General features: G+C 39.9%; 36 protein-coding genes and 2 tRNA genes. 31 read left to right on the forward strand and 7 right to left on the reverse strand.

The genetic code is table 11. From position 1 onward, the window contains the following. Positions 1–5 precede the first annotated feature (5 nt). The 4 genes from PDL71_RS15205 to gap form a co-directional block, all read right to left on the reverse strand. Entirely contained in the window at positions 6–599 is a 594-nt protein-coding gene (locus PDL71_RS15205; RefSeq protein ID WP_407522565.1) for a LemA family protein, read from the reverse strand. Positions 600–848: 249 nt separating this feature from the next. Next, positions 849–2,048 (reverse strand): phosphoglycerate kinase, encoded by a 1,200-nt coding sequence (locus PDL71_RS15210; RefSeq protein ID WP_407522567.1) that lies wholly within the window; start codon positions 2,046–2,048, stop codon positions 849–851. Positions 2,049–2,105: 57 nt separating this feature from the next. Further along, positions 2,106–2,915, reverse strand: a complete 810-nt coding sequence (locus tag PDL71_RS15215; protein ID WP_407522569.1) for a hypothetical protein — start codon at positions 2,913–2,915, stop codon at positions 2,106–2,108. Positions 2,916–2,919: 4 nt separating this feature from the next. Continuing rightward, positions 2,920–3,930 (reverse strand): type I glyceraldehyde-3-phosphate dehydrogenase, encoded by a 1,011-nt coding sequence (gene gap / locus PDL71_RS15220; protein WP_407522571.1) that lies wholly within the window; start codon positions 3,928–3,930, stop codon positions 2,920–2,922. A gap of 235 nt (positions 3,931–4,165) precedes the next feature. Here gap and PDL71_RS15225 point away from each other — a divergent pair. After that, positions 4,166–4,237: transfer RNA gene (locus PDL71_RS15225), tRNA-Glu, on the forward strand. On the opposite strand, the gene PDL71_RS15230 is transcribed toward PDL71_RS15225, so the two are convergent. Genes PDL71_RS15230 through PDL71_RS15240 form a run of 3 tightly spaced genes read right to left on the reverse strand, consistent with a single transcriptional unit; the run spans position 4,211 to position 6,874 of the window. Continuing rightward, positions 4,211–5,740 carry a recombinase family protein gene (locus tag PDL71_RS15230; protein WP_407522573.1) on the reverse strand — a complete coding sequence of 510 codons (1,530 nt, stop codon included), beginning with the start codon at positions 5,738–5,740 and terminating at the stop codon, positions 4,211–4,213. The genes PDL71_RS15225 and PDL71_RS15230 overlap by 27 nt on opposite strands. Then, positions 5,737–6,192, reverse strand: a complete 456-nt coding sequence (locus tag PDL71_RS15235) for a hypothetical protein (RefSeq protein WP_407522575.1) — start codon at positions 6,190–6,192, stop codon at positions 5,737–5,739. Before PDL71_RS15235 ends, PDL71_RS15230 begins: the two co-directional genes overlap by 4 nt. 1 nt (position 6,193) lies before the next feature. Further along, positions 6,194–6,874, reverse strand: a complete 681-nt coding sequence (locus PDL71_RS15240) for a S24 family peptidase (RefSeq protein ID WP_407522577.1) — start codon at positions 6,872–6,874, stop codon at positions 6,194–6,196. Between the two features lie 106 nt (positions 6,875–6,980). Here PDL71_RS15240 and PDL71_RS15245 point away from each other — a divergent pair, with 106 nt between their 5' ends. From PDL71_RS15245 to PDL71_RS15390, 30 genes are all read left to right on the forward strand, one after another. Next, positions 6,981–7,217 carry a hypothetical protein gene (locus PDL71_RS15245; protein WP_407522579.1) on the forward strand — a complete coding sequence of 79 codons (237 nt, stop codon included), beginning with the start codon at positions 6,981–6,983 and terminating at the stop codon, positions 7,215–7,217. Between the two features lie 116 nt (positions 7,218–7,333). Further along, positions 7,334–7,534 carry a hypothetical protein gene (locus PDL71_RS15250; RefSeq protein WP_407522581.1) on the forward strand — a complete coding sequence of 67 codons (201 nt, stop codon included), beginning with the start codon at positions 7,334–7,336 and terminating at the stop codon, positions 7,532–7,534. Positions 7,535–7,549: 15 nt separating this feature from the next. Then, the gene (locus PDL71_RS15255) at positions 7,550–7,972 is read left to right on the forward strand and encodes a hypothetical protein (protein WP_407522583.1); all 423 of its coding nucleotides are present in this window, start codon (positions 7,550–7,552) and stop codon (positions 7,970–7,972) included. Positions 7,973–7,977: 5 nt separating this feature from the next. Then, positions 7,978–8,211 carry a hypothetical protein gene (locus tag PDL71_RS15260; protein ID WP_407522585.1) on the forward strand — a complete coding sequence of 78 codons (234 nt, stop codon included), beginning with the start codon at positions 7,978–7,980 and terminating at the stop codon, positions 8,209–8,211. 421 nt (positions 8,212–8,632) lie between these two features. After that, positions 8,633–8,705: transfer RNA gene (locus PDL71_RS15265), tRNA-Phe, on the forward strand. A gap of 252 nt (positions 8,706–8,957) precedes the next feature. Further along, positions 8,958–9,176 (forward strand): hypothetical protein, encoded by a 219-nt coding sequence (locus tag PDL71_RS15270; protein ID WP_407522587.1) that lies wholly within the window; start codon positions 8,958–8,960, stop codon positions 9,174–9,176. Next, entirely contained in the window at positions 9,173–9,364 is a 192-nt protein-coding gene (locus PDL71_RS15275; RefSeq protein ID WP_407522589.1) for a hypothetical protein, read from the forward strand. Before PDL71_RS15270 ends, PDL71_RS15275 begins: the two co-directional genes overlap by 4 nt. Then, on the forward strand, positions 9,357–9,608 hold the full coding sequence (locus tag PDL71_RS15280; protein WP_407522590.1) for a hypothetical protein: 252 nt from the start codon (positions 9,357–9,359) through the stop codon (positions 9,606–9,608). Before PDL71_RS15275 ends, PDL71_RS15280 begins: the two co-directional genes overlap by 8 nt. Before the next feature lie 13 nt (positions 9,609–9,621). Beyond that, positions 9,622–10,500, forward strand: a complete 879-nt coding sequence (locus PDL71_RS15285) for an AAA family ATPase (protein ID WP_407522592.1) — start codon at positions 9,622–9,624, stop codon at positions 10,498–10,500. Next, on the forward strand, positions 10,497–10,715 hold the full coding sequence (locus tag PDL71_RS15290) for a hypothetical protein (RefSeq protein WP_407522594.1): 219 nt from the start codon (positions 10,497–10,499) through the stop codon (positions 10,713–10,715). The genes PDL71_RS15285 and PDL71_RS15290 overlap by 4 nt, the downstream gene beginning before the upstream one ends. Beyond that, positions 10,708–11,127, forward strand: coding sequence for a hypothetical protein (locus PDL71_RS15295; protein WP_407522596.1), 420 nt, complete (start codon positions 10,708–10,710; stop codon positions 11,125–11,127). Before PDL71_RS15290 ends, PDL71_RS15295 begins: the two co-directional genes overlap by 8 nt. Before the next feature lie 32 nt (positions 11,128–11,159). Continuing rightward, a complete protein-coding gene (locus PDL71_RS15300; protein ID WP_407522598.1) occupies positions 11,160–11,582 on the forward strand; it encodes a hypothetical protein in 423 nt (140 codons plus the stop codon). Next, complete coding sequence (locus PDL71_RS15305; protein ID WP_407522600.1) at positions 11,582–12,310, forward strand: DUF2303 family protein; 729 nt, start codon at positions 11,582–11,584, stop codon at positions 12,308–12,310. The genes PDL71_RS15300 and PDL71_RS15305 overlap by 1 nt, the downstream gene beginning before the upstream one ends. 46 nt (positions 12,311–12,356) lie before the next feature. Further along, on the forward strand, positions 12,357–12,812 hold the full coding sequence (locus tag PDL71_RS15310; RefSeq protein WP_407522602.1) for a hypothetical protein: 456 nt from the start codon (positions 12,357–12,359) through the stop codon (positions 12,810–12,812). Positions 12,813–12,822: 10 nt separating this feature from the next. Continuing rightward, positions 12,823–13,203, forward strand: a complete 381-nt coding sequence (locus tag PDL71_RS15315) for a hypothetical protein (RefSeq protein ID WP_407522604.1) — start codon at positions 12,823–12,825, stop codon at positions 13,201–13,203. Continuing rightward, positions 13,203–13,436, forward strand: a complete 234-nt coding sequence (locus PDL71_RS15320) for a hypothetical protein (RefSeq protein ID WP_407522606.1) — start codon at positions 13,203–13,205, stop codon at positions 13,434–13,436. Before PDL71_RS15315 ends, PDL71_RS15320 begins: the two co-directional genes overlap by 1 nt. Next, the gene (locus PDL71_RS15325) at positions 13,433–13,825 is read left to right on the forward strand and encodes a hypothetical protein (protein WP_407522608.1); all 393 of its coding nucleotides are present in this window, start codon (positions 13,433–13,435) and stop codon (positions 13,823–13,825) included. The genes PDL71_RS15320 and PDL71_RS15325 overlap by 4 nt, the downstream gene beginning before the upstream one ends. A gap of 13 nt (positions 13,826–13,838) precedes the next feature. After that, positions 13,839–14,441 carry a hypothetical protein gene (locus PDL71_RS15330; RefSeq protein ID WP_407522610.1) on the forward strand — a complete coding sequence of 201 codons (603 nt, stop codon included), beginning with the start codon at positions 13,839–13,841 and terminating at the stop codon, positions 14,439–14,441. Continuing rightward, complete coding sequence (locus PDL71_RS15335; protein ID WP_407522612.1) at positions 14,441–15,817, forward strand: replicative DNA helicase; 1,377 nt, start codon at positions 14,441–14,443, stop codon at positions 15,815–15,817. The genes PDL71_RS15330 and PDL71_RS15335 overlap by 1 nt, the downstream gene beginning before the upstream one ends. A 96-nt stretch (positions 15,818–15,913) precedes the next feature. After that, the gene (locus PDL71_RS15340; RefSeq protein ID WP_407522614.1) at positions 15,914–16,243 is read left to right on the forward strand and encodes a helix-turn-helix domain-containing protein; all 330 of its coding nucleotides are present in this window, start codon (positions 15,914–15,916) and stop codon (positions 16,241–16,243) included. 201 nt (positions 16,244–16,444) lie between these two features. After that, positions 16,445–16,723 carry a hypothetical protein gene (locus PDL71_RS15345; protein ID WP_407522616.1) on the forward strand — a complete coding sequence of 93 codons (279 nt, stop codon included), beginning with the start codon at positions 16,445–16,447 and terminating at the stop codon, positions 16,721–16,723. Continuing rightward, positions 16,720–16,980: a hypothetical protein gene (locus PDL71_RS15350; protein WP_407522618.1), complete on the forward strand. Its 261-nt coding sequence runs from the start codon at positions 16,720–16,722 to the stop codon at positions 16,978–16,980. The genes PDL71_RS15345 and PDL71_RS15350 overlap by 4 nt, the downstream gene beginning before the upstream one ends. Further along, positions 16,977–17,204: a hypothetical protein gene (locus PDL71_RS15355; protein ID WP_407522619.1), complete on the forward strand. Its 228-nt coding sequence runs from the start codon at positions 16,977–16,979 to the stop codon at positions 17,202–17,204. Before PDL71_RS15350 ends, PDL71_RS15355 begins: the two co-directional genes overlap by 4 nt. A 100-nt stretch (positions 17,205–17,304) precedes the next feature. Then, positions 17,305–17,625: a hypothetical protein gene (locus PDL71_RS15360; RefSeq protein WP_407522621.1), complete on the forward strand. Its 321-nt coding sequence runs from the start codon at positions 17,305–17,307 to the stop codon at positions 17,623–17,625. A 68-nt stretch (positions 17,626–17,693) separates the two neighbouring features. Beyond that, positions 17,694–18,065 carry a hypothetical protein gene (locus PDL71_RS15365; RefSeq protein WP_407522623.1) on the forward strand — a complete coding sequence of 124 codons (372 nt, stop codon included), beginning with the start codon at positions 17,694–17,696 and terminating at the stop codon, positions 18,063–18,065. A 34-nt stretch (positions 18,066–18,099) separates the two neighbouring features. Beyond that, a complete protein-coding gene (locus tag PDL71_RS15370; RefSeq protein ID WP_407522625.1) occupies positions 18,100–18,462 on the forward strand; it encodes a DNA methyltransferase in 363 nt (120 codons plus the stop codon). After that, positions 18,459–18,662: a hypothetical protein gene (locus PDL71_RS15375; protein WP_407522627.1), complete on the forward strand. Its 204-nt coding sequence runs from the start codon at positions 18,459–18,461 to the stop codon at positions 18,660–18,662. Before PDL71_RS15370 ends, PDL71_RS15375 begins: the two co-directional genes overlap by 4 nt. Before the next feature lies 1 nt (position 18,663). Next, positions 18,664–18,843, forward strand: coding sequence for a hypothetical protein (locus tag PDL71_RS15380; RefSeq protein WP_407522629.1), 180 nt, complete (start codon positions 18,664–18,666; stop codon positions 18,841–18,843). A 19-nt stretch (positions 18,844–18,862) separates the two neighbouring features. Beyond that, positions 18,863–19,117 (forward strand): hypothetical protein, encoded by a 255-nt coding sequence (locus PDL71_RS15385; protein WP_407522631.1) that lies wholly within the window; start codon positions 18,863–18,865, stop codon positions 19,115–19,117. A 108-nt stretch (positions 19,118–19,225) separates the two neighbouring features. Continuing rightward, positions 19,226–19,732: a hypothetical protein gene (locus PDL71_RS15390; RefSeq protein ID WP_407522633.1), complete on the forward strand. Its 507-nt coding sequence runs from the start codon at positions 19,226–19,228 to the stop codon at positions 19,730–19,732. The last annotated feature ends 281 nt before the right edge of the window (positions 19,733–20,013 follow it).

Below are 20,013 nucleotides of genomic sequence, written 5' to 3' on the forward strand. Positions count from 1 at the left end.
GCTCGTTAGAATTTTACTTCGGGTGCTTTTTCGCTTCCGGCTTCGGCTTTGAAATAACCCATTTCTTTAAAGCCCATAAAACCTGAGTAGAGATTATTAGGGAAACGCCTGATCAACGTATTAAAGCCTTGTGTAGCTGCATTAAAATCGTTACGGGCAACTTTAATCCTGTTTTCAGTGCCTTCTAACTGTGTTTGCAGATTGCGGAAGGCATCGTTGGCCCGCAGGTTGGGATAATTTTCTGTTACCATTAATAAACGACCCAATGCCTGTGACAACTGTCCCTGTGCAGCCTGGTACTCCGCAATTTTTTCAGGAGTTAAATTGGTAGGATCGATTTTTATTTGAGTTGCACTTGCTCTTGCGTTGATGACATTTTGTAAGGTTGTTTGTTCAAAATTGGCTTCGCCTTTTACAGTATTCACCAGGTTGGGAATCAAATCAGAGCGGCGTTGATATTCGCTCTCGACATTTGCCCATTTTCCTTTGATGTTTTCTTCGGCTGTTACTGCATTACGCTGAAAGTTTACAGCGCCGCAGCCACCAAATAATAAAAGACCACCGATTACGGCCAGCAAAATGATAGTACTTGTTTTCATCTTAAATTGATTTGACTATAAATGTAACTGTTTTCTTTTTGAGTTACGGATATGGGGGAACGAAAAGGGTGCCAGATATAAAAACCTGACACCCTGACGTTTTAGAAGATCAAAAACATTTAACCCGGGGCGAACAATTATATTATAGCAACTCTCAGGTAATTTTTTCACGCAAAGGCGCAAAGAAAACAAAGACGCCAAGAATACCCTGTTGCTTTAAGTGAGCTATACTTCTTTTAAGCTTGTTCTTTAATTTTTCACTGCAGCTATACCCGGTAATACTTTCCCTTCAAAAAACTCCAGCATGGCACCGCCACCGGTGGAGATATAACTCACTTTATCAGCAAAACCAAAATCATTCACGGCTGCCACACTATCGCCACCGCCTACCAAAGAAAACGCTCCATTGCCTGTAGCATCTGCCACGGCCTGTGCAATGGTTTTGGTACCATGCTGAAACTTTTCCATTTCAAACACACCCATCGGTCCGTTCCATAAAATGGTTTTAGAATGCAACAATACATTCCGGAACTGACCGCAGGCGTTTTCTCCAATATCCAATCCCATCCAGCCATCAGGAATATGATTGCTGGGCGCTACAGAAGTATTGGCATCCGCTGCAAACGCATCTGCAATGATACTATCGCTGGGCAAATGAATGTTTACCCCTTTAGCCGCTGCTTTTTCCAGGATAGCTTTGGCTGTTTCAAGACGGTCTTCTTCACAAAGGGATTTGCCGATGGTGCCGCCCATTGCCTTCATAAACGTATAGGCCATACCACCGCCGATGATGATATCTGTTGCACGCTCCAGCAGGTTTTCCAGGATCAGAATCTTATCGCTCACTTTAGCACCACCGATGATAGCAGTGAACGGTTTTTCTGCTTTGAGCAATACTTTTTCGGCTGCTGCCACTTCACCTTCCATCAGCAAACCGAACATGCGGTTTTCAGGCGTAAAGAATTGTGCAATTACTGCTGTGCTTGCATGGGCACGGTGTGCCGTACCAAAAGCATCATTAATATATACATCACCCAGCTTGCCCAACTTCTCTGCAAATGCAGCATCACCTTTTTCTTCTTCTTTATAAAAACGGAGATTTTCCAGCAGCAACACTTCGCCGGGTTTGAGCATCCCTGCTGTGAGATAAGCCTGCTCACCAATGCAATCATTGGCAAACAAAACTGTAGTACCGCCGAGGAGCGTTGATAAATGTTGAATGAGATGTTTGAGGGATGATTTTTCTTCCGGACCTTCTTTAGGTCTTCCCAAATGGCTCATCAGAATAACACTGCCACCATCGTTCAGAATTTTTTTGATGGTAGGAACAGCCGCTTTCATACGGGTATCATCAGTAATAGCAAAACTTGCTTTATCTAAAGGCACATTAAAATCCACACGGATGAGTGCTTTTTTTCCTGCAAAGTTGAAGTTTGAAAATTTGCTCATAAATTGTAATTAAGTGTTACGAATGTAGGTTTGAAAAAAGTAACGAGTGTTAAGTTTTCACAAGTTACTGATGAGTTGTTTTACACAGTTGAGATTACGGCTCACATCATCATCACCAGTAATTTTTACTTTCATCAGGGCTCCACTCAAAAGTTTGTAAGCTTCTATACCTTGCGCTTCGTTGTAAAAACAGTCGTACCAATCCGTCAACTCATCAGCATAAGCCATACTCACTTTGTTGCTGAAAAATTTTACAGGCTTGGGATACCATCTCCCACCCGGATTTTCAAGATTGTTATCCTGTGCATGTGCGTAAATAGCCTCGAGGAAACGCAGGTAGTTTGAGGTGCGTTCTTTTATTTGTTCCGGAGTTTCTGCTGTTGCCGGTTTGTTACGCCAGGTGTGCATTGTAAGATCATAAGGATTTCGTGAAGATTGGTTGGGCAGCGCCCTCACTTCCACCACTTCATCCTTATCATCATCCGTAAACGGATATTGATTATAAAATGTAAAAAGTGTTTTTCCGTTTTTCTGCTTTTCATCCATTACATAACGCTGTTGCTCTGAACCATCTCTTGTTTTGCTGCGAAGCACCATTAACTGTTTATCATCATCAAAACTCCATGTGCCCGTTTCAAAAATCAGGTCGGCCGCAAGTAGATAGCTTTTGTTGGGATACAAACGCAGCACATAAACATCCAGCCTGTTTTTAGTACCACCGTTGAGCGGACTTTCCGGCACCACATACCATTCACAATCCTCAGGATTAACTGCAGCTATTTCTTTTGTTTTCGGCTCATTGCAGGAAAAAATAAAAAAAAGGATACCGGTTATGAGGTATCCTTTAAAGATTAAAATTCGTTTCATCGGATTATTTGATGAGTTTAGCGAAGTAGTGTAATGTACGTACGAGCTGACTTACATAACTCATTTCATTATCGTACCAGCTAACTACACGTACCAGTTGTGTATCGCCTACGCTCTGTACACGTGTTTGCGTAGCATCAAACAAAGAACCATATGTAATGCCGACGATATCGCTGCTTACAATTTCATCTTCTGTATAACCAAAGCTTTCATTTGCTGCTGCCTTCATAGCGGCGTTAACTTCTTCTACCGTTACTTTCTTGCCGAGCAACGCTGTTACTTCAGTTAATGAACCGGTAAGAGTGGGTACACGTTGTGCACTGCCATCCAGTTTGCCTTTTAAGTTAGGCAATACCAAACCAATGGCTTTAGCAGCACCGGTGCTGTTAGGCACAATATTCTGTGCGGCAGCACGGGCACGGCGCAGATCACCTTTTGGATGAGGCGCATCCTGTGTGTTCTGATCATTGGTATAAGCATGTACGGTTGTCATCAAACCATTTATAATACCAAACTTATCATCCAGTACCTGTGCTACAGGAGCCAGACAGTTGGTAGTACAACTGGCGCAGCTAATTACTGTTTCACTTCCATCTAGAATATTATGGTTTACGTTAAATACTACTGTTTTAAGATCACCGGTAGCAGGAGCGCTGATTACTACTTTTTTAGCACCAGCCGTTAAATGAGCTTCTGCTTTTGCCTTATCGGTAAAGAAACCGGTACATTCTAATACTACGTCCACATCATGACTGCCCCAGGGAATTTGAGCAGGATCTTTCTGTGCATAGATTTTTACTTCATCACCGTTTACAATTATAGAACCGTCTGTGCTTTTTACTTCTGCATCAAAACGGCCCTGTGCGGTATCATATTTAAGAAGATGTGCTAATACTTTGGGAGAAGTGAGATCGTTGATGGCCACCACATCAATTCCTTCCATTTTATAAATCTGGCGATAAACCAAACGACCGATACGTCCGAAACCATTGATGGCTACTTTAACTGTACTCATTGTAGTGAAGATTTAAATTGAAAATTGAGACGCAAATGTACGTAAAAGCGAAGTTTTATGACTGATCTTTAAGGTTTCAAAAGCTGATGGCAGTAATACCATTGTATAAAAGCCGGATGATGAAAGTGTAGTCCGCTGCTTTTTTGAAAAAAAATGCATGAAACACAGAAATTAGTTTGGGTGCAATTTGCAGGCGGCCTATCTTTGCCGTCCCAAAACCGAAACAAGGTTTTCCGCCGCGTTGGTCAAGGGGTTAAGACGCCTCCCTTTCACGGAGGAATCACGGGTTCGAATCCCGTACGTGGTACATAGGAGACTTACTCTCCAATCTCACAAAGGGTTGCTCTACAATAAGCAGCCCTTTCTCTTTTAAAATCAACTCTTTAGAAGCGATCAGTTCACTCAGGTAAGGAGTTCGGAAACAGTTGTGGGAATAATACAGAAACCCGCCAAAAATCAAATTAACAAAGTCATGTTTGCGCTCAACGGGTATCTGGTGAAACACCTGTTTTAAATTGGTAAGACTGTTAAACACGTCATTCACCACCTCAATGTAATAGGAGCGGCTGAGCTGGTATGAGCTCAGTTCGTGTTCCAAAGCAGATTTGCGGCTGTTAAACTCCGCCATCGTTTCTTTGTAAACGTCCACACTTACACCTTCTGTAGTGAGGTATTTTTTTTGCACCTCAGCAATCCGGGTATTGAGCAAGGCAATGTCTTTTTTGATACCATCCGCTTTTTTAGTGCCGTCCTCAATTTCCTGCAATACAGTAGCAAGCACCTGGCTTTTCATCCACTCCGCTTCTTCCCGTTCAAATGTGCACACTTCCAATATAGCATCAAATTGAGCATGCAGTTTATCAGCGTTCAGATTAATGCCATGTTTTGGGTCAATGTAGTAGTTATACAGTTTGCCCATCTTACCCCGGCTCCGGCTGCTGCTCAGCTTATTTCCGAACTCACTGTACAACACACCACGCAAATAAACCTCATCATCAGCATGACGTACCGGCTTTTTGCGTTTTAACCGAACCTGCACCGCATCAAAAAGAGGCTTCGGTATTAGCGGCTCATGCCTTCCCTTCTCAATAAAACCTTGTGATTTTGTAGTGGGCGGCACCATAATGTAACCGGCATAAATAGGGTTCTGCAGCATACGGGTTACAGTGGAGCGGCCCTTAACCTGTATGCCCTTTGTTTTCAGCCATTCCTTCAATTCCATTTGCCCTTTACCTGAAACGAACAGTTTAAACATTTCAGCAATAACTGGTGCTTTTTCTTGGTCTATACAAATAACACCGTTCTTTTTATCATCCTTTGCGTTCATGTAACCGAGCGGAGCCCGGTGAGGATAATAGCCCTGCCGCTTCATGCTGGTTTGCCGTTGAATAATCCAGTCCCTGGTATCTTCCCGCTGCTTCTGTGCGTAGAATGATTCAAAGGTTTGTTTCAGCCGAACCATGAGATCATTCACATTCACTTCCGGGTTATCATCCAGGTTGAGAATTTTAACGCCGTACTGGTTCTGTATGTACGTCCGCTTCATCATAGATTCGATGAAGTCAGTACGGCCAAAACGGGTGGTATCCCGCATAACAATAAAGTCAATTTCCTTGTGCTGCTTTTTAAGGGCCGCTTCCAGTTGCAGCCAGCCTTTTCGCTTAAACGTGGCACCACTCACACCATCATCTGTAAAAGATGCTTTGATGATGATGTTATTACGGCTGCAATATTCCTCAATCAACTTTGTTTGTGTATCAATAGCACCTTCATCACTCAGTCGTTCGTATGTGAATGCAAAACGGATCATTTTAAAACAAAATTAATCTCTTGACCATCATTTTTTGTAATCATTACAGTAATAGATTCAGGCTCGTTGCTTGCTACATTTTTAAACTTAAAAATAATGGTAATGTTTTCGCCTTTTTCTGTTTTGCTTCCATAGGTTATTGTAACACCTAATCCATAAGAATAGCGATCACTATACTCAAACAAATATGTTTTACCAAAACCAAGCGAGCCAGAGTAAGTTCCCTTAACATCAATGACAATGTTGTTATAACAGGCCATGTTATCAGCCCCTAAAATTTGTACACGCCAATCTTTAACCATATCTACAATAGCCTCTCCTGATTTATATGTTACCTTATTGCCCATGAAATCAACCTTCTTATCTATCCAGTGAGGATATTCAAAAGTTTGAGACTTGCAATAGAAAAAAGTCAATAAAATAAATACTAATGTGCAAAAGCGCTTTTTCATATTATGTGGGGTTTATGATGAAATGTACTCTATAAGCAAAAATCACATCATCAATCAGTACTTCTTGATCGGGAACGTTTTTATTGTATGCTACTAACTTAACATATCCTTTTTGCTTAGCTGGATGAACATATTTAGTTGTATCCATCCCGCTTTTCGTTTTGATGGTATAAATTTCTCCGTACACAATTCCGTCCATTGTACAGGTTTTACCAACCAGCACGGCTTGATTCATAATATAGGGATACATGCTTTGTCCCTTTGCTTTTTCTGCAAAATCACATCCGGGAAATACTTCTGATGGTAATTGGGCAACTACTTTGTGACGGTTTTTATCATCATCAAAAACCTCAATATTTCCCAAAGTGCTGAAACTTCCATACATAGGCACAGGTGATTGATTTCCATTCTTTAGGTTTCTTCGGCGTGTCAAATAAGTTGTTTCTACATTTGTCAATACTTGACCAAGCGCTTCTGAGTTTAAGTCAATATTTACTTCTTTTTTTATTGCTTCCCATTTCTTCTTAAATCTGTTTTCAATTTTTATAATGGTTTCAGGTTCAAAGTCTTTGCTTTTGAACAACTGAAAAAGATTTTGCTTTGACATCCCAAGCTCAGTAGCCAAGTCTTTTTTTACCAAATCTTTCGATTCAACAAACGCATGAAATATTGCGCCGTCCATTTGTTAAAATTTTGTTAAAGGAAATATTGACCCTTGTTGAGTAAATATTGACCTCTATATTTGTATAGCATTTCGCTAATGCAGCAATATAATAAAACAATCATTTATGGCAAAGAGGTTTACAAGTGAGGCGTTGGATTTCATAAAGGGAGATGCCGACTGTTTTGCAGAGGTTTCAAAAGAAATGGGTATTGAACCCGGTTCTTTATTGTCTGCAATCAACAGAAACACAGCAACACTTAATCAATACTCAGTAGTTACACTGGTGGCAAATCACATGGGCAGGAACCCGGACGAGTTAGTAGAAGAAGTAATCGGGATAACAAATTTACAACATGGATAAGGCTTTGTCAATACCACAAAGCGGGAAGTTTACTCCTACAGCAAAACACTATGAGTTGGTTGATTTTTTGAAAACAATAGTTCATCAGCAAATCATAAACAGCTATTTAAAGTCCGATGAATCAAAACCAAAACATACAGGAAACAACACACAACGTGGATGATGAGCTTACGGCTTCTGAACTGTGGCGTAAAATAATGTTTGGCACCAGTAAAAGGCTGTTTGTTGATGGCAACAGTATTATTGAGCGTGAAATAAAAACGTTTGAACAAAAGCTGGAAGCAGCTATTGAAAACCAAATAAACGATCAGTATTAAACAAACACTTGCTATATGAAAAATTTCATTTCTCTTTTTCTTTTGCTGTTTTGCCTTACATCACAAGGGCAGCATTTGTACACATCGTTTGGGCCCGGCATGACGGGTAAATATTTGAGCGGAGAACTGCAGGTTGGCATCCGCACTAACAATGTAACTATGAGTGCTGGGTACATATCAATGATTGATAACAGCCAGCCATCATTATTTAATGCCCGTGCAGGTTACATTTTAGGAAACAGGCTGCATTTGTATGCCGGATATGTGTGGGTTCATAAATCTAACGAAAACAAAGAAATGAACAGTAAAACGTGGAGCATAGGTGGTGCTTATCACTTCATGCACTATGACCGTGGAACCTTCTTTGTCTCCGGCAACTACTCACCACGTTTCGTAACCGCAACCGTTGGCATGAGCTTTAATCTTTTCAAACAATAGATTATATGATATATCAATTCACCTACAACGTACCGGCAGACTACACCCTTAACAAAAGGCCGGATTGCTTTATCAACGTAAAGGTAACTCAGCAAATAGGTGGGCACTTTATTACAATTGATAAAGAAACCACAATGGATGATGTGGCGGCAGTTATTGATTGGGCGGCAGTTAAACAAGATATACAGGAATTGGCAAGCGTTTACTTTAAAAACAGAATGAATGCGGTGGCTTATTAAAATATTTGGGTTAAGGAAAAACCATAATTACGACCCTTACAAAAGAGTAGAAAGATTTGGGTACATACCCAAAGCATAGGTAGGCTGGCCGGGCTACTCTTAGCCTGGCATCTTTTAAACTTAAAAATATTGATATGAACACTTTGATTATTGCATTTGCATGTTTTGCTGTGGCGCTTCTTTTACTTGTTGGGCTTGCTCTTTGGGCGGTGAACACTCCAATAAACCGAAGTGATGATATTGAACATTTTTTTTGATGATTCATATGGCAAGCAAAATCGTACGCCGCAGGGTTTCTACTCAGCGGCCTTAATTGAAAAAAGTTATTTGAAATAATTGGCGTTCGTGCAGTATAGGGTTCAGGCCGGTGTTATGTCCCACTTCATAACTCCTTGCACCAATCAACCTGAAGCGCCAACACGGAGAAGTAGCAAAGTTGGTCTATGCGGAGGACTGAAAATCCTTAGATGTTGGTTCGATACCAACCTTCTCCACAACCATACAGAGAGGGGTTCATGTTCTTTAATTAGTATTTATTGGCGGGAGGGCACAAACGTATAAGATTAAAGTAACGAAGTAACTACAGCAGATGCTACGAACAATACGGTACGGTCAACGCTGTTTGAGACCGTGAAAAAAAGCAGGGACAGCCGAAGCCAATAGAGGGGGTTAAAGAATAGTAGCAATGAACCCGAATTAGCAACCCAAAGGGCGGTGAATTAAGTAGCCGCCCTTAATAAAAAAAGATGATCTACAACAACATTTCAGAGTATTTAGAAGCTAAAAACGCATGGCAGCAGCAGCCAGTAAGCGTTGTTGGTGGTTTGATAAACTTAAACGGGAGGTCATACCATCCTGCAGAGTTTTACGCCGCCAACCCAAAACCAAATTTTGAACCGTCCATTGATCAAAACAATCCTGATAAAACGGTGATACCCGCAGGAGTAAAAACAAGGAGAAAATGATGTGGTACCTGCTCAATACAAAAACTGGGGAACTGTTCTGTGAGTTTGCAGAACACGTACCGCTCGATACAAGTAAAAAAGAAGAGGCCTGTACATTCTCTATGTGGGAAGATGCGGCCAGGTTAACAGCATGGGTGGGCAATCACTACGAACCAAAACATGTAGATCAAATAAAAAAACATGAGTAAAGTAGTTTGTTCATTTGATTACAACATTCCGGCTTTTTTCTTAAAAAAAATAGCAGGGGCAGAATATTCCGTAACCGTAAAAGCAACTTGTGCAATCATTCCAGAAACAAATACAATAGGCGTACACATAGGAGGGCTGGCACCCGATCTTTCTTTGATAAGCGACTGGATGGGTGTTATTGAACATTGTCAAATGTTAGCACAAGAAATTTTCAACCAGCAACAAATAAACAAAGCAGCGTAAAACAAAAAATTATATGCAACTACAAAAAGCAACACGTAAAAAAGTAAAACTAAGGCTCGGTCTTTCTGCCGTATCTGGCGGGGGTAAAACATACAGCGCATTAAAACTTGCAAAAGGGCTGGTTGGAGACTGGAACAAAATAGCTGTAATTGATACAGAAAATGGCAGCGCCTCCCTTTATTCTAATTTAGGCGATTTTAATACTGTTGAATTGTCTGCTCCGTTTTCTCCGGAAAGATATATTCAAGCTATCAAAACGTGCGAAGATGCTGGCATGGAGTGTATAATCATTGATAGCATTACGCATGAATGGGATGGTAAGGGCGGGTGCCTTGAAATAGCCGACCAGGTAACCCAAGCAAGCACTTCAAAAAATTCTTACACAGCATGGGCTAAAGTTACACCAAGACATCAGGCCTTTATTGATGCAATACTTCAAAGCAAGTGCCACGTAATAACAACAGTAAGAAGAAAGCAGGATTACGACATGGTTAAAGAGGGCAATAAAACACAGGTTGTAAAAGTAGGCCTTAAAGAAGTTACCCGTGAAGGATTTGAATATGAAGTAACCATAAACTTTAACCTTGAAACATCACACTACTGCACCGCAAGCAAAGACAGGACGGGATTGTTTATGGATAAGCAGCCGTTTATAATTACAGAGGAAACGGGAGGGTTGATAAAGAACTGGTGCGAAAACGGGGTAGATCAGCAAAAAGAAGATGAAGAAGCCGTGCAGCAATGGATTCAATCTATCAACAACTGTACAACAGAGGAAGAACTTAAAAAAGTATTTACAGAAGCTAAAACAATGGCCATTAAATACCCGGCTATTGTACAGGCTAAGGATGCAAAAAAGGCAACGTTTGAATCCGCAAAACAACCCGCATGAGCTACTCTTACTGGAAAGCCATACAGGACGACCCTTCATTAGCAATTGAACCCGTTCCCAGCAGTAAAAGAAAACAACACGTTCCTGTTTGGATTCAAAAGCTAAGATGGGAGCAGGAGTTTAGAAAAGAAATAGGCGAAGAAAGGTATCAGCAGTTTTTGAAGCAGGACGAAGAAAGAGAAAGGAGGTATCAACAATATATGGATAATGAGTAACGTGTTCTACATACACAAACGCAACGGAGGTTTCACCAACACTCAATCTCTAAAAGATTATTGGGCGGCGGCAGAAGATGGCACCTACCAGGTAGAAATAAAGCGTAAGCAAAAAAGAACACTCAGCCAAAACGCATGGCTACATGCCATACTTCCAATTGTAAAAACTGCTTTGTATGACGCAGGTTACACAGATGTAAAAACAAACGATGATGCAAAACTGGTTTTGAAGGCGCTGTTTTTTAAGAAAAAAATCAGCAACGGAGTTGAGGAAATTGAAATCATAGAAAGCACCAGCGCTCAGGATAAAATGGATTTTGCGGCAAAAGCTGATGAAATTATCACATGGGCAAAAGAGTATTTAGGAATTGATATTGCTCCACCGGGAGCGCCACTTGTAATGTTTAACTAACAAATCATTTCATAACAATTAAAAAATAAATCATGGCAAAACAATTCATGCCAGAACTATCACAAAAAGAACGATACGTTCTCATGCAGGAAAACGCATCAAAGGTGGAGCAAACCACGTATCAAAAAACACTTACGCCGGAAGAACTGGCAGCAAGGCGTGAAGACTTGGCCGATAACTGCATCCGGCTAAACAAGTTTGAAGATGAGCTGAAAGAGGTGAAAGATGATTTTAAGCTAAAAATGGATCCTCTTAAAACAATCAACAAAACCTTGCTTACAGAAATTAAAACCAAACAAACAGAGGTAACCGGCACCCTGTTTCACATGGCAAACCACGATGACGGAATGATGGAAACATACGATTCTGATGGCTTCCTCGTGGGCTCCCGCCGCCTCCGTCCCGAAGAAAAGCAAGGAACTATTTTTTCACTCTCAAAAGCAGTTAATCAGTAATGGAAAAACTTGAATTGAAAATCGAAAACACGAATGGCGAATTAATCATTCGTGAGGGCAATGCGGTTGAACCGCTGCCGCTGAGAGAACCCAACATCATTAAAATTATTGGTGACATTCGCTCCGTATCTGCATTTATCAAAAAACGACAAAAAGGACACGGTTCGCAGTTTATTGATGAAAACAAAGCGATCGTAACAGTTGATAAGCACAGCAGAACAATTACACTGCAGCTTGACCCGGAAAATTATTACGGCGCCTCTGTTACTGCAAAACTCGAACAATCAGAAGAGTTGAAACAGTTTGGCATAAACACGGTTACAAAGTTCAGCCGCAAGCAACTACTTGACCTGTTGCGCTTCAACCGCTTATTTTTTCCCGACAAAAATCAACATGCACAGGTTTTACTGGGTCTTTCAAAACTTCGTATTAAAAGCGAAACAGAAATTCAGCAGGAAAGAGATAACCAGGGTAACAAAAGAAGCCTGCATGATGTAAAAACGGTTGATGATGGCGGGCTTGTTAAAGAGTTTGGTATTACCATTCCTATCTACAAAGGATTTTCTCCACAAAACATTACAGTTGAAATATGCTTTGATGTGGTAAATGGTGATGTGCAGTTCTGGCTTGAATCTGTTGGCCTCAAAGAAGCCATGGAATCACAGATTGATGATATTTTCAACACGGAGTTACAGTCTTGTGATGGCCTTGTAATTATTAACAAATAACAACTTAAAAGCTGCTGAAACAAAGTAGGCAGCTTATTTTTTTTGCATGAGTAAAACTCTGGTACGTATCGGTGTTGACCCGGATTTAAAAGCCTCTGGGTTCTGCGTCCTCACTAAAACACCGTTCAAAAACGGGTGGGTAATTGAGGAGTTGGAGACACTACCCTTCTTTCGGTTAATTGAAAGATTGGAAGTTCAAACAAAACTGGCGCAGTTACCAGGAACATCTTTGCTTATTTGTATTGAAGCCGGTTGGTTAAATAAGTCAATCCATCACTTTGCAGCCAACAAAAGTGTTGCTGGTAAAATTGGCAAAAACGTTGGCCACAACGAAGCAATAGGTAAACTCTTTGAAGAATGGTGTAAAGAAAACAACGTACCCTATAAGCTCATTAAGCCTGAAACTAAAAAATGGGATGCTGATTTGTTTAAGAAAGTAACCGGATGGGATAAGCGCACTAATCAGGAAGAACGGGATGCGGTTAGAACAGCATGGAATTAAAAACAAAGAAATGCAATCAACAAAATTGAAATATCAACCAACACCCACACAGGCTTCTATGCTATATGATGCCTGTAAGCACTTAGCGGCAGCAAGACTTCTGTTTCGTGATTTAGCCTCAGACTATACGTTCCCGCATTTTGTTCGCTCCGTGTGCACCGGAGCAGCAGCAGACAGCAGTTTTGCGCTCAACAGGTTTAAAAACATTTTCAGCAAAGAAAAATTTGAAAAGTTTGAGCAGCAGGTTACAGAAGCAGACCCGTTTACTGTAGAACAAATAAAGGAAATGGTAAGACGAATGAACCCTGAGCAACAGAGTATGATAGAAAACGTGTGTATGGCCATTCACAGAGGGGAAACTATTCAGGTGGAGAAAAACCAAACATCCTAATGAAAAAAATATACACCATCCGTATCACATCAACCAAGAAAACGGGTATTTGGTATGCCAATAAAAAAAACGCTGAGTATGAAGCCGAATTAAAGGTAAAAGGGTACAACCCAGCAACTGAAACAGGATATGTGGTATTTGAGGTAAACCCTTGTCAGTTTGTGTATCCTACAGATTGTGAAGTAATAAAAGAAAGATTAGTTGAACCGTATATTCCAAAAGAAACAAAATGAGCTACGTTCAAAAATCAATACTTGATGAAATAGCCGAAGGAGAAAGGCTGAAAGAGCATGGTATGCAGCAGGCGATAGACCACGCAAACGCTGTTACTCCAGGTTGGAGTGATAAAGCCAGGAAGTTTATCCTAAAACAATTCCTGCCCCTTCACAAGCGGTTTATGACGGAGGATATAAGAAGCTATGCAGCACAGGTAGAGTTTGAATTACCCGCTCATGGTCGTGCGTGGGGCGGTGTTGTAGCCGGTATTGCTAAAGATTTTTACATCATCAACATTGGCACCAGGAAGGTTACAAATAAAAAAGCACACAGAACACCCGCTACTTATTGGGAGCGCAACTGTGAAAAATTCATACAGGAAGGAATTGAATTGATTGTAAGCTGATAAAAACAACAGAATGGCAAAAAGAATGACAGACTGTGATAAGTGGAAAAAGCCTTTTATCAAATCATTAACACCGCACCTAAAGTTGTTTTGGTTGTTTATACTTGACGATTGTGACCATGCCGGTGTTTGGCACGTAGATATTGAAGTAGCTGAATTGAGGCTTGGGATTAAAATAAATAAAACAGAGGCACTAAAGGCATTTGGAGAAAAAGTGTTTGTTATAAACGGGGGTAATATGTGGTTCATCCCAGACTTTATTACGTTTCAATATGGGGAACTAACTGTTAAAAACAAAATGTACAAACCGGTTTCTTCTATACTTAAAAAATACAACCTTATGGGGCATCTATCCCCCATAAATGGGGGTAAAGAAAAAGAAGAAGATAAAGTAAAAGACAAAGAAATAGACGAGCAAAAAGCATTTGAATACTTGCGCAGGGCTGCCCCTGTATTTATTCCGGATGCAGATTTAAGGCTGGAAGTAGGGAAAATGATAAGCGCATACGAAGGCAAAAAAATTGAAAACCTTGCAGCATTATGTAACAGATGGGCCTCAAATATCAAATTTGAAAAACCACAAATAACCACTGTTCCACTTAGAAAAATTTCGTAATGTATCAAAAAAACATCCACTATTCGCCTGATTTAGAAGCCGCCGTTCTTGGTGCCTGCCTGCTTGAAAAAACAGCAGTGGGAAGAGTCTACGGTTTTTTAACGCAGGAAATGTTTTACTCAGAAGCCAACGGATGGGTGTGGTGGGCTATTAAAAACATGTTTGACCATTCGCTCCCTATTGACCTGTTAACCGTTGTTGATGTGCTTATCAGAAAGAAAAAACTGGAATTATTGGCTGAGCACAACACAGCATACTATTGCACACTGCTTATCAACAACGTTGTAAGCACCGCACACCTTGAATACCATGCTAAAATTCTGCAGGAAATGTGGAAAGAGCGGGAGTTGATTAAATTAACACGGTCAGGGTTTAGTGAAGATGCTAACCGGTTTGAGGTTATTAAACAAATCAATGAAAAACTTACCCAACTTGCCAGTGGTGATTCAAACCAAGACTGGCAGGACATGGAAGTGAGTGTTGTAAACCTGTTAAAGCATCAGGAAATGATGGAACAGGCAAGGGGTATGGGTATTACAACTATGATCCCTGAACTTGATAAAAAAACTGGCGGCTTTTTCCCCGGCAATTTTATAGTGTTTGGCGCAAGGCCATCGGTGGGTAAATCTGCTTACGCAGGTCAACTTGCTATCACAAACGCAAGGGCTGGTAAAAAGGTGGGTTTCATATCGCTTGAAATGAGTAATGCAGAGGTGGCGGCCAGAATTGCCAGCATTGACACCCAAACTGATTTTAATGTCATTTTCAGGGGGTTGATTAAAGATGAGCGGGAGCGTCAAAACTTTTACAACAAAGTCAGCCAAAGCACCGCCAGGCTTCCCATATTTATTTCTGATAAGACAGGCGTAAATATTCACGATATAAAAGCCAAGGCCGCCATTTTAAAGCACCGCTACGGAGTAGATATGATTATTGTAGATTACCTGCAGCTTGTAGAGCCAGATAATAAAAAAAACAGCAATCGGGAGCAAGAGGTATCAGCCATCAGCAGGGGTTTAAAATTAATGGCAAAAGAGTATCAAATACCTGTTATAGCCTTAGCACAGTTAAGTCGTGAGGTTACTAAGCGAAAGGGGCAAGATCGCTACCCTATGCCTTACGACCTGCGGGAAAGCGGTAGTTTGGAGCAAGATGCAGATGTCATTATGTTTCTGCATAGTGATTTTTTAACTGGCATTACCGAAAATTCTGTCACAGGATTTAGTACAGAAAATGAAAGGGATTTAATTGTACGAAAATGGAGAAATGGCCCCGCAAACATTCATATAGAACTGGAATATATACCAACTAAAATGATGTTCAAACCAAAAACAGGGATGGGCCACTTTGTACCAGTGATAAATGGTTATGAATAACAGCGATGCCCCGTGTGCAGAAAGGGCTGTGTAGTGGCAAATTTTGCCTTACGTTGAAGCATTGCTGTAGTTTGGCACTTGAAAATAAAAAGTCTTATGAATATTACTGATGAAGAATTACTTACTGTGGCTCGTAGCTATGCAGCCGCTTGGAATACTAAAGAAGAGCAGGACGTTGCAAGGGTGAGCTTTATTCACGCTGTGCGATGGTATGAAGCCAAATTGCGGCAATGCAATGTTATGCCATCGTTGCGGGATTTCAAGTTGATGCGGGCAAAGGCAGGTATGACACTTCGTGACGTTGAGAAGTTGACTGGAATATCTAATGCTTACTTATCGCAATTAGAAAGAGGAAAGATTAAAAAGCCTAGTCACGAAGTCGTTCTAAAGCTGAATAGCGTTTATGCAGCCAGCAATGGGGCATAACGAACAGGGCTTGGCGAAGTGCAGATATTCTGTGATTCGCCAGACCGGATTAAGAACTAAAAGATGATTAGAGATATGAGTTTTACTGATATAAAGCTGGGTTTGTATTTGTTTTTTGAAGCTGCGGAGCATCTCTCTTAAAAATAAATTTGGTGAAACCAAAAAGTTTCCGTATCTTTGTGTAAACAAACGATAAATATTATGCCAAACAAAGTATTTTATGAATGGTCAGTTGAGACTATTGACGAATTTGGGGATATAGAAGATAGCAGTTTCTATGATACCATTGAAGAAGTCCCAACGCTTGAAGATAACCAGCGTTTATGCCTTGTAAGAAATGAAGGCAATGACGATGAAGGCTTAACTCACAGGCTTTGGGCTTATGTTAAAGACGGTAAGCTGCCTGAATATTTTTCAGATAGTAATGAATGTGAGGTTGGATATAAAGTTCCTTTAAAATTTAAAGGAATGCAACTATGAATGCCGAACAATTTTGCGCTGAATATGGTTATGAGACAAAAAGCGGCAGGGTCTCTTTCAGCAAAAAAACAGTTGATAAATTCATAAAAACATACACTGATTTGCTGCCAGAAGATTTCACTGAAAGTATGAGAGAAAGATTAAAAATTGGTGTTATGATAGATTTATATTCTGCTGGATGTAGTAAACATTATATTGATGCTTACAAAGATTTTCCTGTTGAAAAAATTGATTTGCCTGAATTTATATTCAAATGAAGTTGTTTGATTATATAAAAGCCGATCCATTCTTTGCTGAATTTCTGCCAGAGATAAAAAGCCACAAGTTCAAGATACGTGGTTTCAATAGTAGAAACAACCCAACAGATTTTACAGATGAAGAAAAGATGAAGATAAATAAAGCACTACAAAAGCTGATTGAAAAACATAAGCTGGGTAAGAAGCGTGGGCAAAAAACAAATACAAATGATGTCGCTGAATAATGAACCGTCAGCGGCATTGCAAAGAACGTTCAGGTATTGCTGCCGTGTGGGATTTCTTGCACGTTAGCCGAATAAATTACTAAAGCAAAATTGAATTACTATGGATAAAAATTTGAACGTCAGCCCACATGGAACCAATGCCATGTTAGCTGCTGCCTTTGTCAGTCGATGTAAAAGAAAGTTTCGACCATACGAAGATTTAAAAATAAAGTCAAGCGGTGGTATGCTTGATTTGTTTGATAACGCAATAAAAGAAGTTTACAGAATTACAGATGATGAATACGACTACTTAGCAGAAAATTTAACCGATGGCGAGATGTCATATTTTGTTTCTGAAAAACTTTCTTTTGGTGAGAAAAAACAGTGTTTACGTATTGTAGAAAATCACTTGTCGAATTATTATGCTGTGTCCGAAAGGTAGCAGCTAACGTTTTGCGGCTATGACCAGTGGCGGATTACGAGTACAAAACTTTCAAAATATGGTACAGAATGAACGAAGATACAAACTTACAAATTAGCACACAGCCGCCATTGGTTATAGCCGATGTTAGCAGCTGCCCTTCTATTCGGTTTATTAATGCCGACTGTGTGGAGGTAATGAAAACATTTGAGGACAAACAATTTGATTTGGCAATAGTAGACCCCCCGTATGGGTTAAACTTTGGGGCGTTTAATAGAACAAACAAGGATAGCAACGGAAACCGCTATAAAGCGAATAAATATCACAATGCAGATTGGGATAAAGAAACGCCACAAGATGAATACTGGGAGCAGCTTTTTAGAGTAAGCAAAAATCAAATTGTTTGGGGGGGGCAACTATTTTCCGCTACCACCTACACAATGCTTTATATTTTGGTATAAGCAGAATCCTGTTGCAAATTTTGCTGATGGTGAATTGGCGTGGACTTCATTTAAAAAACCCGCACTTTGTTTTGATTATAGATATTATGGGGGGCTACAAGGCAACACAAGTGCAGAAACGAAAATACACCCTACACAAAAGCCAAAACAGCTTTATCGGTGGATTTTAAGCAAATTTGCAACAGAAGGACAAACGATACTTGACACGCATTTAGGTAGTGGAAATAGTGCCATTGCAGCGTTGGAAGAAAAGTTTTCATTTACTGGAATAGAGATAAACAAAATATATTACGAAAATGCAGTTAAACACTTTAAGGAACAGTCGGCACAGACGAGGCTCTTGTTCCGCCGTTTTGCAGCGGAGAAACTTGAACAATATAAAACGAAGAAGTCATGAACAATCAAGAATTAAGAGATAAATTAATTAATAACGGAGTTAAGAACCTGCAAGAATTTGGTTATCCATATGTAAACAAAAATAACATTTTAACTGATGATGTTTACAAGATGTTTTTTAAGTCTATCTTAGAAAGTAATTTAGGTCATAAAAAACAAATAGATGTAGTTATTAATTCTTTGCTTCAAGAAATCAAATAGAATGAAACACATACTCAAATGGCTTTTAAGCGTGGTGATAGCGGCGGCTTTTATTTTAGCTGGATACCTTCTGTATTTAGCGGCAAGATACTACTCTCAAGAAACAATTGGTGTAATATCATTTTTGTTTGTTATTTACCTAATATGGGCAGCTAAACAAATAGTTAATGAGTATCTGTAAAACCTGAAAAAATAAATCTATGCAAAAGTTCAATTTACATTCGTCAGCCGTACTTGTGGCAATTTTATTGTTAGTGGCTGTGTTTTCATCTTGCGGCGAGCTGATGCCTTCTGATGGAAGATTTTATGTTAAAAATGTACAGCCTTATGGTAAAGGCATTTATCAATACCAAATGATTTCAGTTACAGGGAAAAACTCGTGGTGGTTAAAAGATAGTGCTAATAAATACATTGTTGGTGACACGGTTATGATTGTGTCTATACATAGCCGCTAACGTTCAGGGTTTTGCGTTCGGGCGGGAATTTGGAAAACCGAACGCTTAATCAGGGAACTGAAGCCCGACTGACGCAATAAACATTTTATTCATCAAAAAATATAAACAATGTCAGATTGTACTACTTGCAACGGGACTAAAAAGATATTCGTATCAATGCCCACTGTTGGCGGCGGCTACGAAACTGATTGTCCAGAATGTTCACCTTCATTTACCGAAGTTTTTAAGAGTGAACTTATAAAGTCTGTAATCAATTATCCTGAAATTTATGATAATAAATATGAAGGAACAGAAGATGATGCAAGAGCTACCATGTTTTTTGCATCTATAAAAAATACATTTGGTAAATATGTGGAGAATAAGACAGTTGTTTTTGAAGCCTTTTCTGCTAATGAAATTAAGCAGATAATGTTCGATAAAAGCCCCGTTCAAATTTATAATATACTATACAGCACGAAAGAGCCGTGGATGCACATAACAAAAAGGATATTACCATCTCATGAAGGAGTTTATGGTTATTTTAATTCAGCAGCGGATAAGACACCGAAGTATTTTACCTGGGCTCAATTTTACTGGCATATTCTTGTTAGCGGGATAGAAAATATAAGATTTTGATGAATGATTAATAAAATGTTGAATTGGAAACTAATGTGTGGCGTGGGCAAAAAAATAAATACAATCGTTATGCAGTTCATGGATGATTGTCTGCCCATTACCACTAACGGTTGGGTATTTGCGTTCGTTGCCCACGCAGACACCTCAATTTTAGCAGACACCTCAAAGGGCAATGACGCAAATGCCTTGTTACCATAGGGTGCGGCTGCGATGTTTTAATACTGATTCTTTTTGCCATTCGTTATAATTTTTAATCCAAACTTGTGTTGCTGCTGTATGCT

This window comes from Lacibacter sp. MH-610 (genome assembly GCF_045780045.1).
Taxonomy (GTDB): domain Bacteria; phylum Bacteroidota; class Bacteroidia; order Chitinophagales; family Chitinophagaceae; genus Lacibacter.